Raw genomic sequence first — 16,457 nt, 5'->3', positions numbered from 1 at the left:
ACGCGTTCGACCGGAGCGCGGAGTGAGGAGCTGTTGATGCGCAAGACGAGGATCGCCGCCCTGGGGATCGTTGGGGCGGTCGCGGTCGTCGCGTTGCTCCAGTTGCCGGCCAGTCCGTTCTCGCGCCAGGAGCACCCAGAGCGACCGGTGGCCCAGACGTCGACGCAACCCAAGAAGGCGGCCTCGCCGAAATCCACACCGACCGGCAAGGCGCCCGAGCCCGAGACGCCGGCCGAGCCCGGGGTCCCGGCCGAGTCCAAGACTCTCGGAGTACCGGCTTCTCCGCAGTCCAACTCGGCGCCTGGGCAAGGGGATCCGGGGGTCACCTATCCCGTCCGCGGGACGGTCGACTTCACGACCTTGCCAGGCAACCCGGCGACGATCGGCCGGGCGGGCAAGCTCTTCACCTTCCAGATCCAGATCGAGGGCGGCATCAAGGGCATCGATCAGGCCGCCTTCGCGAGCTTCGTGCGCGAGACCTATGGCGCGCCAGAGGGTTGGGCTTCAGCAGGCAAGTACCGGTTCCGGCAGGTCGGTCCGGGGCAAGCGGCTGACTTCAAGCTGATGCTCGTCACGCCCGCGACCCGGGACACCTACTGCGGCGGCGGCTTCGACCAGTACACGAGTTGCCGGATCGGGGAGCGGGTCGTGCTCAACGTGGCGCGATGGGCCAAGGGGGTACCGAACTACGGCGCGAGCCTGACGACGTACCGGCAGTACATGATCAACCACGAGACCGGGCATCGGCTCGGCAACGCGCATGAGCTGTGCCCTGGTCCGGGACAGCCGGCGCCCGTGATGCAGCAGCAGACGTTGGGGCTGCATGGCTGTACGGCGTACCCGTGGCCCTACCGGAACGGTCAGCGCTACGAGGGTCAGCTGGGCAAGTACGACGACCCGACACCCAGCAACTAGTTGTTGAGGATCGTCGGGGGGAGTTGGTCGGAGGCGTTGGCGGTGATGGCGGCTGATTCGAGGCCGTCGGCAACAGTGTGCAGGAGACGGATCAGCTGGGCGGCGTCGGCGGGGCCGAGGATGCCGGTGACCACGTCGAGGACGCGGACGGTCAGGCCGTCGAGCTGGGACAGGCGGGCCTGACCCATCCCCGTCACCATCAGCACCGGCGACGTGCGGACCAGTCCGAGGGCAGCGAGCTCCGCGATCGCGAGCTCTGCCTCACCCGTGGTGGTGCCGACCTGGTTGGCGACGGCCCCGGCGGAGTCGCGCCCGTTGGAGATCGCGCTCAGCACCAGCGCGGCCGGCATCTTGATCCCGACCGCGTCCTGCAGGCCGAGGATCAGTGGGTGGGCGTGGCCGCGGACCCGCTCCACGGCGTCCAGCAGCCGGAGCGCGTCGCTGATGTCGCCGATCAGGTGTTCGGTCTGGACGGTGGCGATCCCGGTCGGCGAAACAATCTGGTCGGGAACCGCCAGGGCCTTGGTCCCAGCGTCTTCGATGGTCACTTCACCAGCGTACGGAGGCCGCCGGGTCGCCTCGGCGTGTCGTACCTGAGGAAACGCTATGAATTGCGTCTCCCGAAACAATCGAACAAAGCTTCGAAACGAGTGAACAAAGGGTGAAGAAGTTCTGGACAATTGCCCAGATTTCGCGCGTGACCTTCCGTTCTGCTCGTCCGTTGGATCTGACGTGACGGTGAACACACGGCGCACCGGCACCGCGCTCGCTCCGCGACTAAGGCCGACCACCCTGGAACTGCATGGAGGACAAGTGACAACCGCCACCGCCACCCAGACGTCTGAGCGCCGACGCGTACGAGTCTGGTTCGGTGAGCACGTGATCGCCGACTACAACGCCGAGCCGGCGTTGGCCGAGCGGTACGCCCACGCCATGAGCCGTCGTTTCGCCGGACTCCGGGTCACCAACGACCCGATGCCCGTCGTGGACCGGCTCCCCGACCCCCTGCCCGGCGAGCGCATGTGGGATGTAGCCCCCCGTTAGACCCTCGAACAATGCGCCTGGACAAGTAAAAACGAAAACACTTCAGCGTCCGCACCGAACCTCACCGGTGCGGACGTTTTCTGTCTCCGCCTTCTTTCACAGCCCGGTATGTCGAGCCCGTCACCGCGACTCCGACGTACCCGCTGTGAGCCGATCGCCGGCTCGGAACAGGAGACAGCCATGGACCGCCCAGTGCTGAACAGCATGCTGCTCGGTAGTACCGACCCCGACCGTCTCAAGGCGTGGTACCGCGACGGCTTCCACGCCGAGACGAACAACTACGGCACTCTCGACCTCGGTGGTTTCGGCCTGATCGTCGAGCACCGCGACGACGTCGACGCGAAGGCACCCGAACCGGGCCGCTTCATCATCAACTTCGCGGTCGAGGACATCGAGCAGACCGCCGCCCATCTGCGCACCCTCGACGTCAACTGGCTGGTCGAACCCGAGGACCGCGGCCCCGGCTACTTCGCCACCCTGATCGACCCGGACGGCAACTACGTCCAGATCATCCAGATGAAGCCGGAGTACTACGCCAACCTCTGACCTGGCGCCGTCCGTAGGCTGACCGGCATGGAGAAGGCCGAGTTCGGATTCCCGGGCCCGCTGCGCGACCAGCTCGTCGGAGCGGTCCTCGCGGGGACGAAAACGTCGACCACCGGGCTGGTCGCCGACGCGGACCTCCGGCACGTGATCGACGACCCGGCCTTCACCGTCGACGACAGCACCGAGGCGATCCGGTGGCGCTTCCGCCTGGTCACCGACCTGAGGCCGGCATGAGCTGGCCGGGCGGTGTCGAGGTTCGACCGCTCGGGTCGGCGTTGCTCGAGGGGCTCGTCGAGTTGGTCAATGCGATCGCGGCGGCTGATGGAAGTGGCGAGTACGTCGATGCGGTCGGTCTGCGGCGGGTGGTCGATGCGGCCGCCGATGGGCGGAGTGTCTGGAAGGGGAGTCGACTTGTCGGGTACAGCCTGATCGACGACGAGACGGTGAAGGGCGGGATTCACCCGGAGCATCGGCGGCAGGGAATCGGGCGGCCGCTGTTCGAGTGGGCGACCCGGCGAGCCTTGGAGTTGTTCACGACGGTCGACGTCGAGCTGCAGAGCGTCGACGACGGTGGTCGGGTGCTGGCTCTTGCCAACGGCTACCAACCCACCCGGTACTACAGCTCGATGCAGCGCCCGTACTCCGAACAGCCCATCGTCACCCAGCCGGCCGAGGGCTTCCGGCTGATCCCGTTCGCCATCGAGTACGACGAGCCGCTCCGGCTGGCCCACAACGAGATCTTCGTCGACCACTGGGGTGTCGAGCCCAAGACCGAGGAGGACTGGCAGCGGTGGTTCACCGGCCATCGCGGATTCCGGCCGGCGCTTTCCCGCCTGGTGCTCGACGGCGATCGCATCGCGGCGTACGCGCTGGCCTATGAGTATCCGGCCGACACCGAGGCGACCGGCGTACGGGAGTTGTGGATCGGGCAGGTCGGCACCCGACGTGAGTATCGCGGCCGCGGGCTGGCGAGCGCGGCGATGGCGGAGGCGATGGGAGCAGGCGAGGCGGCCGGCTTCGAGCGCGCCGGACTCAACGTCGACGCGGCAAGCCCGACCGGCGCGCAACGCCTCTACGAGCAGCTCGGCTTCCGGACCGTTCACACGAAGGTCCTCTATCGGCTGACGCGAGACCCGGCATCCGAGGCGAGGGCAGTCGATGCTTGAGCCGTTCCGGATCGAGATCCCTCAGGAAGCCGTCGACGACCTCCACCGTCGGCTTCGGGCGACGCGCTGGCCGCGATCGCTGTCGAGTGACTGGGCGCGGGGCGTGCCGGTCGAGTACCTGCGTGGGGTGGTCGAGCGGTGGCTGGAGTTCGACTGGCGGGCATGGGAGGCGCGGCTCAACGCAGTACCGCAGTACACGACCCGGATCGACGGCCAGACGGTGCACTTCCTGCATGCACGCTCGCCCGAGCCTCATGCCATCCCGCTCCTGATGACCCACGGCTGGCCGGGATCGGTCGCCGAATTCATCGAGGTCCTCGGCCCACTCACCTCGCCGGGCGAACACGGCGGTGATGCTGCGGACGCATTCCACGTGGTCGCGCCATCGGTACCAGGACACGGATTCTCGGTACCACTCGAAGGCCCCGGCTGGGATCACGAGCGGATCGCCCGCGCCTGGATCGAGCTGATGAATCGCCTCGGCTACCCCCGATACGGCGCGCAAGGCGGAGATACCGGGTCGGTCGTCTCACCGCTCGTCGGCGCACTCGCACCCGACCGCGTCATCGGCGTACACATCAATGGCGGCCTAGCGTTCCCAGCGGCCGAGCCCGGCGACTTCGACGACCTCAACGCAGCAGACCAGGCCAAGCTGGCGACGGCCGAGCACATCCGCGCGACCGGCACAGGCTATGCCGAACTGCAGTCGACCAAACCGCAGACCGTCTCCTTCGCCCTCAGCGACTCACCCGTCGGACAGCTCGCCTGGGTCCTGGAGAAGTTCCACGACTGGACCGACCCGGCTCGCGCGCTCCCCGAGGACGCCGTCGCCCTCGACCACCTGCTGGCCAACGCCTCCATCTACTGGTTCACCAACACCAGCGCCACCTCAGCCAACCTGTACTACGAAAGCCGAACCGCCCCTCCCGCCGCCCGAAGTGAGGTCCCCACCGGAGTCGCCGTCTTCCCCACCGACCCAGCCATGCGCCACATCCTCGAACGCCGGCACAACATCACCCACTGGACCGAGTACTCGAGAGGCGGCCACTTCGCCGCCCTGGAAGCCCCCGACCTCCTGGTCGACGACATCCGCGCCTTCTTCCGGCCTCTACGTCAGCAGTAGTCCCGGCACCCTCGGTCGACTCCGTACGCCCGCCGCACCTTCCCCACCAACGCCACCGGCGACAGCTGCCGCCCCTCATGCCAAGCGTTGAGAAAACTCTGCGGCGCCACAGCCCCGCGCCGGATCCACCAGTGCCCCGGCGCAGTAGGCCAGCTGATCCCGAAATGCAGATGCGGCGGCGTCACCTGAGCACTCCCGGTGTTCCCGGTAAGGCCCAACGGCTGCCCAGCCTTCACGACCAGCCCCGGCTTGATCCCAGCCCCAATGGCCGACAGATGCGACCCGTAGTACCGAACCCCATCCACGCCCACGACAGAGATCGACAACCCACCCCGATCCCGCCCGACGTTCGTCTTCTTGTTCCAGGTGTCCACCCGGGTCACCTCATCGACCCGCCCGTCCACCGGCGAGACGAACTTACAACCCTTGTCCGCGAAGATGTCCGACGCCGGATAATCATGATGACTCTGCGAAGCATCCGCCCGGCAACCACCGATCGGGAAGACGTACTTGGTGGCGCGGACGGCGGCCGCCGTTGTCGGGGCCACCGACCTGGACGGCCGCTGCGGCGTCGCGGGTTGCGCGGGCGTCGCAGGAGCGGACGGCGCGGTCGTCGGCACAGCGGCCGGCTCGCTCGGTACAGCGGTCGGCGTGGTCGGCACAGCCACGGTCTTGGTACGAACGCTGGTCGTCGGCGCCGGTACAGGCTCCGTCGTCTTCTTGGAATCGGACCGGTCGAACGCACCGGTCGCGGTGAGTGCGATCAGCCCACTGCCCGCGACCACCAGGGCCGCGGACAGGAAGGCCAACCAGACGGACCGCCTCACTGGAACCAAAAGTCGTTGACCACGGCAACCGAGTACACCGTCTCGCACGGAATGCCGTTCTTGTCGGCATCCATCCGTTCCGGCCGGCCCCAGTACCACCAGTAGGCGACCGCCTCGGCGTACGTCGCACCCCGGTCGGCCAGGTCGCGGCAGAACAGTCCGGACGCCAGCGGTGTCACGCCGACGACCTCCCGACCGTTCCAGTACGACCCGATGTCGCTGCGTGGATAGACGGTCTCGCACGGGATACCGTTGCGGTCGGCATCCATCTGGTTGGGCTGACCGTGCAGCCGCCAGTAGTCGATCGCCGCCACGTAGCTGTACCCCTTGCTCTTCAGGTCCCGGCAGAAGAGTCCTGCCGGGAGCGATCGGACGTCGCCGATCGCCTTCGGCAAGGTTCGTACCGGGGCAGGCGCCGTCGTCGTGCCTTTGACCGACGGAGCCACGGTCATCGTCTTCACCGTAACCGGTACGCCGGTCGACTGCGGCGCCGCCGTCGTCTCCTTGGCCGAATCTTGCCGACTCAGCAGGAAGACCAGCCAGGCCAGCAGGACGATGACCACCCCGACCGCGACCCCTGCCAGGGCAGCCAGCGTCGCGTTACCGCGGTCCCTGCCCGGGTGAGTGTTCTCGAAACTTTCCGTGACTGTTTCCGGTTCTCCATTCATGTTTCCCCCCGCGAACCATTGAAGTCCCGTCGCTGTGCGTTGTCCATGGCTCGGGCGAGGGCGGAGGTTCATCCGGACAACATCTGGATGTCACCCCGAAAGGCGATGATCCCGCCGGATTCCGCCATCCGAGAGGACGCACGAATGGGACACTCCCACGACCACACCGGCCACGGTCATGGTCACGATCACAGCCATGAGCACGGGCACGGTCACGGACATGGTCATGGGCACGGTCATGATCACGACCATCACCACCCGAACACCGAGCTGGACGCCGCCACCACCGCGGCGCTGGACGAGTCGATTCCGGACCAGGACCTGTCGCCGACCGAGTTGTCGCGCCGCGGTCTGCTCCGCTCGGCCGGGATCCTCGGTGGCGCTGCCGCCCTCGCCGTCTCCGGCGCCGAGTTCGCCGCCGCGACCTCGCCGACCGGGCACGTGTTCACCAGCGGTGGCCGGCCGAACGTCTGGCTGGCCGGCGACCACCACATCCACACCCAGCTGAGCTCCGACGGCATGTACCGGGTCATCGACCAGGCGCAGCACGCGGCCGCGAACGGCCTCGACTGGCTGGTCATCACCGACCACGGTGGCGCCACCCACGCCCGGATCGGCGTCGACCTGGTCAACCCGCAGATCAAGGCGGCCCGGGCCGAGCTGAAGAACACGCTGATCTTCCAGGGCCTGGAGTGGAACATCCCGGCCGCCGAGCACGGCACCGTCTTCGTCGCTCCCGGCAGCCGCGAGGTCGAGGTACTCAAGCAGTTCGAGAACGGCTACGACGGCAGCGTGAAGAACGCCGGCGCCAACACGCCGGCCAACGAGCAGCTCGCCCTCGACGGCATCCAGTGGCTCGGCCGGCAGGTCGACCAGCGCCGGGTCGCCGACGCGCTGTTCCTCGCGAACCACCCCGCCCGCAACGGCATCGACAGCCCGCACGAGATCCGCAACTGGCGCGACGCCGACCCGCGGATCGCCGTCGGCTTCGAAGGCGCGCCCGGTCACCAAGCCGGCGGTCTGCCGGCTGGGATCGGCGCTGGTGGCGCTCGCGGCCTCTACGGCAACGCGCCGAACGCGAACTCCTTCCCCGGGTACCCGGCCGAGTCGTACCGGACCTGGGGTGGCTTCGACTGGATGACGTCGACCGTCGGCGGTCTCTGGGACAGCCTGCTGGCCGAGGGCAAGCCGTGGTGGATCAGTGCCAACTCGGACTCGCACGTCAACTGGAACGAGACCTCCCGTCGCCCCGACGGCTCGGACCAGGCACAGTTCGACCGCGACGGGCGCTACATGGACCCGGTCTACAGCCGCACGGTCAACCGCACCGCGGCCGACTTCTTCCCGGGCTACTACAGCCGGACGCACGTCGGCGCCGACAACCGCGACTACCGCGCGGTGATGGAGGGCCTGCGCAACGGCCGCGTCTGGGTCGACCACGGCGCGCTCGTCAAGGCCGTCGACATGGAGGTCCGCGAGACCGGCAAAACCCACGGTGAGCCGCTGGGTGGCGCCTTGCACGTACGCCGGGGCCGCGCGATCGAGCTCGTCATCCGGATCACCGCGCAGAACGTCCCCAACTGGGCCAACTTCACGCCGTCGCTCAACCGCGTCGACGCGATCGTGGGTGCGGTGAAGGGTGCGGTCAGCGACAAGGACACCTTCACTGCGCCGGACACCAAGGTCGTCAAGCAGTGGGACACCTCGGGCAAGCGTGGCACCTTCGAGCTCGTCCTGCCGCTGGGCAAGGCGGACCCGGAGAACCCGTTCTACGTGCGCGTCCGTGGTACGGACGGCAACCGCAGCCAGGTCGGCTACCTCGGTGCAGCGATCGACCCTGCCGGCCCGCAGCTGGATGTGGTCGGTGACGCCGACCCGTGGGCGGACCTGTGGTTCTACACGAACCCGATCTGGGTGCTTCCGACAAAGTGATCATCGCCGTCGATGCGGACTCCGCAGACACCGTGGAGGCCGAACACGTCCTCCACGGCCTGCTGGAGTCCGCGACAGGCCCGGTAGTCGCCTGCACCCATGTGGTGTCAGGCGGCCACCTGGCTGTCTCCATCAGCACGCCCAGCTTCGACCAGACGTCCCTGACCCAGGATGTCGGTTCGGCCGTCATCCGCGCGGGTGCAGCCGAGCCCGAGGTCGCAGGCCCGAGCCAACTCGTCCGCGGCGCCTACGTGGCCGCAGTAGAAACAGCACTGGGTACTGCGGGCCGCCTGGTCGCATTCCCCGGCCAGGAGAACGCCCGCGGCACCCTGACCGCTGCAGAGCTGGTCGAGACCTGCGGCATCGACCAGGTAGAAGCCATCGGCGGCCTACCCGTCGACGACTCCACCCTGGTAGACACCCGCAACTACATCCGCCCCATCCGCCGCCACGGCCAGATAGTCCTCCTGGTCCAACCAGCCGCCGGCGGAGTCCTCATCCCCTTCGAAGTCGAACACCAAATCAAGTGCTGCGCCAATCACTGACGTGGCGGCTCAGTTCCCCGGGTGGTCCATCAGCGTGACCTTGTCACGCGTGGTGCCGCACCGCTGACAGAGCTCGTACCGCCCGCCTTCTTCGTTGCGCTCGGTTCTCCACCTGTGTAAGCCGAGAAGACACTGAAGAGGCTTCTTCATCCTTCGACAGTAGAGCTGTCGACGTGCCTTGAGAACAGTCCGGTCAGGTGCGGACGTCCCAGGCGTCAGAGCCTTGCAGTACGTCGGGTAGGGGGCCGATGACGCCTAGGCGTTGGGTGCAGCGGGTCAGGGCTACGTAGAGGTCGCGGAGGCCTCGGGGGGACTCGATCATGATGCCGTCGGGGTCGACGACCAGGACCGAGTCGAACTCGAGGCCCTTCGCACCGGCGACCGTGAGCACGGTGATCCCGGTTATGTCGCCCACTGCCTCCTGCACCAGCTCCAGCCGGTGCCGCGAGGTGATGACGCCGACCTGCCCGTGCTGCGTCTCCTCATGCGCCACCTTGCTCACGTACGCCGCTTGCTCAGCCGCCGGTACGTCGAGATGCCACGGCCGCACCCCAGTCGCCCGCACCGACTGCGGCGCCACCGCGGTCGGGTCCACTTCACGCAGTACGTCAGCAGCCAATTCCATGACCTCAGCCGGCGTCCGGTAGTTCATCGTCAACTCCGCCAGCCGCCAGCGATCCCCGAACGTTGGCGCCAACGCCTGCCGCCAACTGGTCCCGCCACCGGCCGCACCCGTCTGCGCGACGTCGCCGACCAGCGTCATCGACCGCAGCGGACAACGCCGTGCGATCGCCCGCCAAGCCATCGGCGACAACTCCTGCGCCTCGTCCACGATCACATGCCCGTACGTCCAGCGCCGATCGACCGAGGCGCGCTCGGCCAGCGTGCGATCGTCATCGGCCTCATAACGCTCGGCCAGCATCTCGGCGTCGAGGATGTCCTTCGCCGACAGGACTTCCGCCTCGTCGTCCTCGTCGAAGTCGGTCGAGCCCGAACCGGACAGAACGTCCAGAGAGCCTTGCGCATAAGCGATCGCGCGGGCTCGCTCGGCCCGCTCGCGCGCGAGATCACGCCCATCGTCGCCGAGGAGTTCGGCGGCTTCGTCGAGCAGCGGGACGTCGGCGGGACTCCAGTCGTCGCCGTACCGGAGCAGGTGCTCGCGGTCGAGGTCGCTCAGTTGCGGCGCGGCGGATTTGAGTCGCGCCTCATCGGCGTACAGGTCGATCAGGAGTTGTTGCGGGCTGAGCACCGGCCAGAGCTGTTGGAGCAAAGCCTGGACGCCGGGGTCCGCGACGACCTCGTTGCGCAACTCCTCCAGGTCGTAGTCGTCGAGCAGGTTCTCGCCGCCGAGCGGGTCCTCGCCGATGATGTCGGCGTACTGGCTGACCAGGTGCTCGATGAATGTCGTCCGGAAGAACGGCTGCGCCTGGTTGTGGGTCAGCTGCCGGGCGCGGGCGGCGGTGCGGAGCTCCTCGACGACGGCCGGCTCGACCCGCAGTACGGTCCGGTCGACGGTCAGCTCGAGCGGCTTGGTGGGCACCCATTGGCGATCGGCGACCGCGGTCTCGATCACCTCGGCCATCACCGCGCGGCCCTTGACCTCGGCCACCTCGGCGGGCTCGGGGCGGGTCGCGGTCACGCCGGGGTACAGCTCGGCGACGGTGACGAGGCGGACGCCGTCCTCACCGAGTGACGGCAGCACCTGGCCGATGAACTTCAGGAAGGTGGAATTGGGGCCGACCACCAGAATGCCGCGCTTTTCCAGTTGGCTGCGGTGTGTATACAAAAGGAAAGCCGCCCGGTGCAGCGCGATGGCGGTCTTTCCCGTGCCCGGCCCGCCTTGCACCACGAGCACACCGGCCAGCTCGGAGCGGATGATCCGGTCCTGGTCGGCCTGGATGGTCCGCACGATCGACTCCATCGTGCCGGTACGCCGCGCCTCCAGCGCGCTCAGCAGCACCGCCTCGCCGACCACCCCGGTGCCCGGCTGGGACGCGCCGTCCGCGGTCCGGTCCAGGTCGAGCTGCTCGTCCTGGACGTCGACCACCTGGCGCAGCCGGGTCTGGATGTGCCGTCGCCGGACGATGCCCTCGTTCACCACGGCGGTGGCGATGTAGAACGGTCGCGCCGCTGGTGCGCGCCAGTCGACCAGCAGCGGTTCGTAGTCCTCGTCGTGCAACCCGATCCGGCCGATGTGCAGGACGCCGCCGTCCTCGTCGTCGAGCCGGCCGAACGCCAGACCCTCCTCGGCCGCGTTCAGCCGGGACAGCCGGGCGTTCAGGTCGCGGACCCGGCCGTCGCGCTGGTGCAGGGCCTGCGCGTTCCGCGTACCGGCGATCTGCTCGTCCTGCCGGCGACCCTCCGTACGCTCCCGCTCACGGTCGAGGGTCGCGTAGAAAGCCGTCAGGTAAACCTGTTCAGCCTCGACCGGATTCAGCAATTCCAACCCCTCGTGATAAAATGCACCTCGTTGGTTCCCAGTGCCGATTTCGGCAATTCTCTGGTGGCAGCCACAAATCCTTGAGTTTATCGCATTTCGCCCTTTGCGCTACCCGGTCCAGAGGGCACGATCAGCAGCATGACGGTCCATCACATCGTCCCGCCGTACCTGCTCGAACACCTCGAGCGGACCGCGGACGACCCGAATCTGCGCGCTCGCTACCGCCTGTCGCTGCAGCACGACGCCGTACTCCGAAGCCGCCCGGCCGCGCTCGGGCAGGGCTCGGTCCAGCTCGAGGGCCCTGCTCGGTCTGAAGGCTCTGTTCAGTCTGAAGGCGATGACGCGGGCGCGCGACGGGTCGTCCACGATGCGGAGAACGGCACTACGCTGCCCGGCCCGGTGGTCCGGCGCGAGGGCGATCCCGCGGTGGCCGATGCGACCGTCAACCAGGCCTACGACGGCACCGGGGCGACCTGGACGATGTTCAAGGAATGCTTCGGGCGGGACTCGGTCGACGGAGCCGGGCTGCCGCTGAGTTCGACGGTGCACTACGACCATGGGTATGCGAACGCCTTCTGGGACGGCGCGCAGATGGTCTTCGGTGATGGCGACGGGGAGATCTTCGGCGACTTCACCCGCTCGATTGACGTCACTGGTCATGAGTTGACGCATGGCGTTACGCAGTACACGGCAGGCCTGGTCTACGAAGGCCAGTCAGGCGCCCTCAACGAGAGCCTCTCCGACGTCTTCGGCTCGCTGGCCAAACAGCACCACCTGGGCCAGACCGCTGCAGAAGCCGACTGGCTCATCGGCGCCGAACTCTTCCGCTCCGGCGTCGCCGGCGTCGCCCTCCGCTCCATGAAGGCCCCCGGCACCGCCTACAACGACCCCCGCCTGGGCCAGGATCCCCAACCTGCCCACATGTCTTCCTATGTAGAAACCACCGAAGACAACGGCGGCGTCCACCTGAACTCCGGCATCCCCAACCACGCCTTCTACCTGGTAGCCACCGCCCTGGCCGGCTACGCCTACGAAGCCGCCGGCCAGATCTGGTACACCACCCTCACCTCCGGCAACCTGACCTCCACCGCCACCTTCACCACCTTCGCCGAAGCAACCCAAGCCACCGCCGCCACCCTCTACGGCCCCACCTCCCCAGAAGCCACCGCCGTCACCACCGCCTGGCAATCAGTAGGCGTCCTCCCCACCACCCCCGAACCGGCACCCACCCCACCCGACCCTTCACAACCAACCGACCTGATCCGAGCCGCCAACACCTCCCTACCCCTCAACCCCCCACCCGCCGCACCACCCCCACCCACCGAATCGGCCCCACCCACCGAATCGTCCCCACCCACCGAATCGTCCCCACCCACCGAATCGTCCCCACCCACCGAATCGTCCCCACCCACCGAATCGGCCCCACCCGCCGAATCGGCCCCGCCTGACCGGCCCGCGGCGGGACCTGACCCCCAGTGAGCGGGCTTGCTGAAACAACAACTCGGCCGGTGGCGACTTGACCACCGCGGAGTGGTCGGCCGCGGAAGCGGACCCTCGCACCGGATGTTGTTGGTTTGACCTCAAGTCAACTTGAGGTTCTACCGTCGGCGGAGTGACTGTGCATCCGCTTCGCCTCGCCCTGCTGGTCCGGAACTCCGAGCCGGGCAAGTTCGGCACCGTGCTGGCTGAGTGGTTCGCGCGGGAGGTCGAGAGCAGAGACGACTTCAAGCTCGACCTGATCGACCTCAGCCGCACTCCGACGGCTGACCTGCCGGCGCGCATCGACGAGGCCGACGCGATCGTGATCGTCTCCCCGGAGTACAACCACGGCTATCCGGGCGACCTCAAAACCGCCATCGATTCCGTACGCCGCCCCTGGTACGCGAAGCCAGTCGCCTTCCTCGTGTACGGCGGCCGCTCCGGCGGACTCCGCGCGGCCGAGCAACTCCGCCAGGTCTTCGGCGAGCTCCACGCCGTCACCATCCGCGAAACCCTCAGCTTCCACCAGCCGACCGACCCCTTCACCCCCGACGGCACCCCGCAGGATCCCACCACCCCCGCAGCAGCCGCCACCCTCCTCACCCAACTCGCCTGGTGGTCCCGCCCCCTCCGCGAAGCCCGCACCACCACCCCCTACCCCGCCTGACCCTTGCCCGGTACGCCGAACCGCTGCCAACCGCCCGACGCCGTGCCCTGGTTGACCCTTCGCGCCGGTACGCCGGACCGGCACCAAGCCGTCGTACCGACAACTTTGTGCTTCACGTGAGCGAATCCACCCGGTCGCACTCGCTCAGATGGAGCACAAAGTCGCCCGCTCGGTGGAATAGCCAGCCGCGAGTGGCGGTTACGGTTGAACGTGACTGCTGAGCCGATGCCCCTGTCCGTGCTCGACCTCTCGCCCGTACCGACGGGGACGCGCCCGTCCGAGGCGCTCCACGAGACCCTCGAGCTCGCAAGAAGCGCAGAGGCGGCCGGTTACCACCGGTATTGGCTCGCCGAGCACCACAACATCCCCAGCGTCGTGAGCACCAGCCCCGAGGTGATGATCGCGGCCGTCGCCGCCGCGACCTCCTCCATCCGGGTCGGCTCCGGCGGCATCATGCTGCCGAACCACTCACCCCTGAAGGTCGCCGAGAGCTTCCGCGTCCTCGGCGGGCTCTACCCCGGCCGCATCGACCTAGGCATCGGCCGCGCGCCCGGTACCGACCAGCGCACCGCACTGGCCCTCCGCCGCAGCCGCGAGGCCCTAGCCGCCGACGACTTCCTCGACCAGTACACCGAGCTCCGCGCGTACGCCGAAGGCTTCCCCGCCGGCCACCCCTTCGCCCCGATCTCTGCCCAGCCGGACGACATCCCCCTGCCGCCCGTCTGGGTGCTCGGCTCCAGCGCGTACGGCGGCCAGGCGGCCGCAGCCCTCGGCACTGGATTCGCCTACGCCGGCCACTTCGGCAACCTCGACCCTGCGGGCGTCATCGGCTCGTACCGCGAGCTCTTCCAGCCCAGCCCCGAGCAGCCGAAGCCCCACGCGATCCTCGCCCTTGCCGCGATCGTCGCCGAAACGGAAGAGCGAGCCCAGCAACTCAGCCTCGCCAACCAACTCTCCATGCTCCGCCTCCGCTCCGGCCGCCCCAGCCCACTCCCGTCCCCCGAGGAAGCCGCCGCCTACCCGTGGTCCGACGGCGAACGCGCAGCCGTCGAGGAGTGGGCCGGCCTGGTCTCCGTAGGCACCCCCGACCAGGTAGCCGCCGACCTCACCCGCCGAGCCACCTCAGCCGGCGCCGACGAACTCATCATCACCACCAACATCCACAACCCCGCCGAACGCCGCCACTCCTACGACCTGCTAGCCACAGCCTGGGGCCTGAAGCCCCGCTGAGTTATCCACAGGTTGGGTCAGGTGGGGGTGCCGCGGACGTGTTCGAAGATGAGGCTGGTTTCGGCGTGGATGACCGCAGGATCTGCGGTGAGGTGGTCGAGGACGAAATCGCGGAGGGCGTCGGGGTTCTCCGCCGATACGTGCAGTAGGTAGTCGTTGGCGCCGCTGACGTGGAAGAGCGCCAGTACGCCGGGGAGGCGCGGGGCCGCCGCGCGGAAGCGGTCGATGTCGTCGCGGGAGTGGGCGCCGATCCGGATCGCCACCAGCGCCTGGAGCGGTCGCCCGAGCGCGGCCAGGTCCACCTCCGCGTGGAAACCGCGGATCACGCCGCGTTCGCGCAGTGAGCGCACGCGGGTCAGGCAGGTCGACGGCGCGATGCCGGTCGCCTCGGCGAGCGCGTTGTTCGGCATCCGGCCGTCGGCGGTCAGCAGCCGGACCAGCTCCCGATCGACCTCGTCGAGCGCAGCGGGCACCGGCCGGGGGGCCGGTCCAGGCGTCCGACGATCCTTCGGCATGCCCCCACTGTAAGTCCCATCCACAGAATCCACAGCGTGTGGACAAGCCTGTGGACGAATTTTATTCGGAACTCTTGCCCGATTCTGCAGAAGATTCCATCCTCAGGCTCACCCCGTCCTGAGGAGGCCCCCATGACCCAGCTGGACACCCGCTCCGTGCACGCCGGCCGCGACGACCTCACCGCGCTCGGCGTCCACGTCCCCCCGATCGACCTCTCCACGACCTACCCACTGCCCGATGTGGAGCGCGGCGGAGCCTCGTACGACGCCCTGGCGCTCGGCAACGGCCCCGACGGCGGCAGCCTCGTCTACCAGCGCCTGTGGAACCCGAATGTCGCCCGCTTCGAGCAGGCCCTCGCAGAGCTCGAGTACTGCGAAGGCGCAGTCGCCTACGGCTCCGGCATGGCCGCTCTGTCCGCCGCCCTGCTCGCCACGGTCGTCGGTGGCCGCCCGCATGTCGTCGCCGTCCGCCCGCTCTACGGCGGCTCGGACCACCTGTTATCCACAGGCCTACTCGGTACGTCGGTGAGCTGGGTGACCCCGACTGGTATCGCTGATGCCATCCGCCCCGACACCGGGCTCGTCCTGGTCGAGACGCCGGCCAACCCGACGGTGGAGTTGGTGGACATCGCCGCAGCCGTCCGCCAGGCCAACGGCGTACCGGTGCTTGTGGACAACACCTTCGCGACGCCTGTACTCCAGCAGCCCGCCCAGCACGGCGCGACTCTGGTGCTGCACTCGGCAACGAAGTACCTGGGCGGCCATGGCGACGTCATGGGCGGAGTCATCGCAGCCAACGCCGAGTGGACCGCCAAGCTCCGCCAGGTCCGTGCCCTGACCGGTGGCCTGCTGCACCCGCTTGCGGCGTACGAACTGCACAGGGGACTCCAGACCCTGCCGGTACGAGTCCGGGCGCAGCAGTCCTCGGCGGAGAAGGTAGCTGACTGGCTGAGCACCCACCCGGCTGTGGATAACGTCTACTACCCCGGCCTAGCCGAGTGCGACCCCCAGGGCCTCATCGGCCGCCAGCAATCCGGCCCCGGCGCCGTCCTGGCCTTCACCACCACCGGCGGCTACGACTCCGCTGCCCGAGTCGCAGCCTCACTCCACCTGATCACCCACGCGGTCTCCCTGGGCGGAGTAGACACCCTCATCCAACACCCAGCAGGCCTAACCCACCGCCTGGTCGACGACTCCGCCAAACCCCACAACAACCTCCTCCGCCTCAGCATCGGCCTAGAAGACCCCGACGACCTGACCAACGACCTGGCCCAAGCCCTAGCCGCCACCTGACCTACTCCGCCTGCCACCGCGCGGCTGCCCCACCCCAGCCAAGCTGACCCCACCTCAGCGGGCCGGC

General features: G+C 68.4%; 18 protein-coding genes. 12 read left to right on the top strand and 6 right to left on the bottom strand.

Translation table 11 applies throughout. From position 1 onward, the window contains the following. The first annotated feature begins 36 nt into the window (after window positions 1–36). Window positions 37–915, top strand: a complete 879-nt coding sequence (locus ABD116_RS37695; protein ID WP_343982172.1) for a DUF3152 domain-containing protein — start codon at window positions 37–39, stop codon at window positions 913–915. Here the strand turns inward: ABD116_RS37695 and ABD116_RS37690 are convergent. Further along, complete coding sequence (locus ABD116_RS37690) at window positions 912–1,463, bottom strand: MarR family transcriptional regulator (RefSeq protein ID WP_343982169.1); 552 nt, start codon at window positions 1,461–1,463, stop codon at window positions 912–914. The two genes, ABD116_RS37695 and ABD116_RS37690, sit on opposite strands and share 4 nt — an antisense overlap. 265 nt (window positions 1,464–1,728) lie before the next feature. Between ABD116_RS37690 and ABD116_RS37685 the strand changes: the two genes are divergently transcribed. From ABD116_RS37685 to ABD116_RS37665, 5 genes are all read left to right on the top strand, one after another. Beyond that, the gene (locus ABD116_RS37685) at window positions 1,729–1,959 is read left to right on the top strand and encodes a hypothetical protein (protein ID WP_164602023.1); all 231 of its coding nucleotides are present in this window, start codon (window positions 1,729–1,731) and stop codon (window positions 1,957–1,959) included. 180 nt (window positions 1,960–2,139) lie between these two features. Then, entirely contained in the window at window positions 2,140–2,505 is a 366-nt protein-coding gene (locus tag ABD116_RS37680; protein ID WP_343982166.1) for a VOC family protein, read from the top strand. A 27-nt stretch (window positions 2,506–2,532) separates the two neighbouring features. After that, window positions 2,533–2,739 (top strand): ASCH domain-containing protein, encoded by a 207-nt coding sequence (locus ABD116_RS37675; protein WP_343982162.1) that lies wholly within the window; start codon window positions 2,533–2,535, stop codon window positions 2,737–2,739. Next, window positions 2,736–3,671, top strand: coding sequence for a GNAT family N-acetyltransferase (locus ABD116_RS37670; RefSeq protein WP_343982159.1), 936 nt, complete (start codon window positions 2,736–2,738; stop codon window positions 3,669–3,671). Before ABD116_RS37675 ends, ABD116_RS37670 begins: the two co-directional genes overlap by 4 nt. Next, complete coding sequence (locus ABD116_RS37665) at window positions 3,664–4,794, top strand: epoxide hydrolase family protein (protein WP_343982156.1); 1,131 nt, start codon at window positions 3,664–3,666, stop codon at window positions 4,792–4,794. The genes ABD116_RS37670 and ABD116_RS37665 overlap by 8 nt, the downstream gene beginning before the upstream one ends. Here the strand turns inward: ABD116_RS37665 and ABD116_RS37660 are convergent. Then, window positions 4,785–5,621: a M23 family metallopeptidase gene (locus ABD116_RS37660; RefSeq protein WP_343982153.1), complete on the bottom strand. Its 837-nt coding sequence runs from the start codon at window positions 5,619–5,621 to the stop codon at window positions 4,785–4,787. The two genes, ABD116_RS37665 and ABD116_RS37660, sit on opposite strands and share 10 nt — an antisense overlap. Further along, window positions 5,618–6,289, bottom strand: a complete 672-nt coding sequence (locus ABD116_RS37655) for a hypothetical protein (RefSeq protein WP_343982150.1) — start codon at window positions 6,287–6,289, stop codon at window positions 5,618–5,620. Before ABD116_RS37655 ends, ABD116_RS37660 begins: the two co-directional genes overlap by 4 nt. 144 nt (window positions 6,290–6,433) lie before the next feature. Here ABD116_RS37655 and ABD116_RS37650 point away from each other — a divergent pair, with 144 nt between their 5' ends. Both ABD116_RS37650 and ABD116_RS37645 read left to right on the top strand, forming a co-directional pair. After that, entirely contained in the window at window positions 6,434–8,221 is a 1,788-nt protein-coding gene (locus tag ABD116_RS37650; RefSeq protein ID WP_343982147.1) for a PHP domain-containing protein, read from the top strand. After that, window positions 8,218–8,766 (top strand): hypothetical protein, encoded by a 549-nt coding sequence (locus ABD116_RS37645; RefSeq protein WP_343982144.1) that lies wholly within the window; start codon window positions 8,218–8,220, stop codon window positions 8,764–8,766. Before ABD116_RS37650 ends, ABD116_RS37645 begins: the two co-directional genes overlap by 4 nt. Window positions 8,767–8,959: 193 nt before the next feature. On the opposite strand, the gene ABD116_RS37640 is transcribed toward ABD116_RS37645, so the two are convergent. Further along, window positions 8,960–11,212, bottom strand: a complete 2,253-nt coding sequence (locus ABD116_RS37640) for a HelD family protein (protein WP_343982141.1) — start codon at window positions 11,210–11,212, stop codon at window positions 8,960–8,962. A gap of 132 nt (window positions 11,213–11,344) precedes the next feature. Between ABD116_RS37640 and ABD116_RS37635 the strand changes: the two genes are divergently transcribed. Both ABD116_RS37635 and ABD116_RS37630 read left to right on the top strand, forming a co-directional pair. Further along, entirely contained in the window at window positions 11,345–12,685 is a 1,341-nt protein-coding gene (locus ABD116_RS37635) for a M4 family metallopeptidase (RefSeq protein WP_343982137.1), read from the top strand. 133 nt (window positions 12,686–12,818) lie between these two features. Further along, window positions 12,819–13,352: an NADPH-dependent FMN reductase gene (locus tag ABD116_RS37630; protein ID WP_343982134.1), complete on the top strand. Its 534-nt coding sequence runs from the start codon at window positions 12,819–12,821 to the stop codon at window positions 13,350–13,352. On the opposite strand, the gene ABD116_RS37625 is transcribed toward ABD116_RS37630, so the two are convergent. Continuing rightward, on the bottom strand, window positions 13,340–13,468 hold the full coding sequence (locus tag ABD116_RS37625; protein ID WP_343982132.1) for a hypothetical protein: 129 nt from the start codon (window positions 13,466–13,468) through the stop codon (window positions 13,340–13,342). The two genes, ABD116_RS37630 and ABD116_RS37625, sit on opposite strands and share 13 nt — an antisense overlap. Window positions 13,469–13,562: 94 nt before the next feature. Between ABD116_RS37625 and ABD116_RS37620 the strand changes: the two genes are divergently transcribed. Then, on the top strand, window positions 13,563–14,582 hold the full coding sequence (locus ABD116_RS37620) for an LLM class flavin-dependent oxidoreductase (RefSeq protein WP_343982129.1): 1,020 nt from the start codon (window positions 13,563–13,565) through the stop codon (window positions 14,580–14,582). A 17-nt stretch (window positions 14,583–14,599) separates the two neighbouring features. Here the strand turns inward: ABD116_RS37620 and ABD116_RS37615 are convergent, their stop codons facing one another. Further along, entirely contained in the window at window positions 14,600–15,097 is a 498-nt protein-coding gene (locus tag ABD116_RS37615) for an Lrp/AsnC family transcriptional regulator (protein ID WP_343982126.1), read from the bottom strand. 132 nt (window positions 15,098–15,229) lie between these two features. Here ABD116_RS37615 and ABD116_RS37610 point away from each other — a divergent pair, with 132 nt between their 5' ends. Further along, window positions 15,230–16,390, top strand: a complete 1,161-nt coding sequence (locus ABD116_RS37610) for a trans-sulfuration enzyme family protein (RefSeq protein WP_343982123.1) — start codon at window positions 15,230–15,232, stop codon at window positions 16,388–16,390. Window positions 16,391–16,457: the final 67 nt, after the last annotated feature.

Source organism: Kribbella koreensis (assembly GCF_039525325.1).
Lineage (GTDB): Bacteria > Actinomycetota > Actinomycetes > Propionibacteriales > Kribbellaceae > Kribbella > Kribbella koreensis.
Note: the sequence above shows the minus strand (reverse complement) of the source record. Positions and strands in the feature narration are given on the sequence as shown.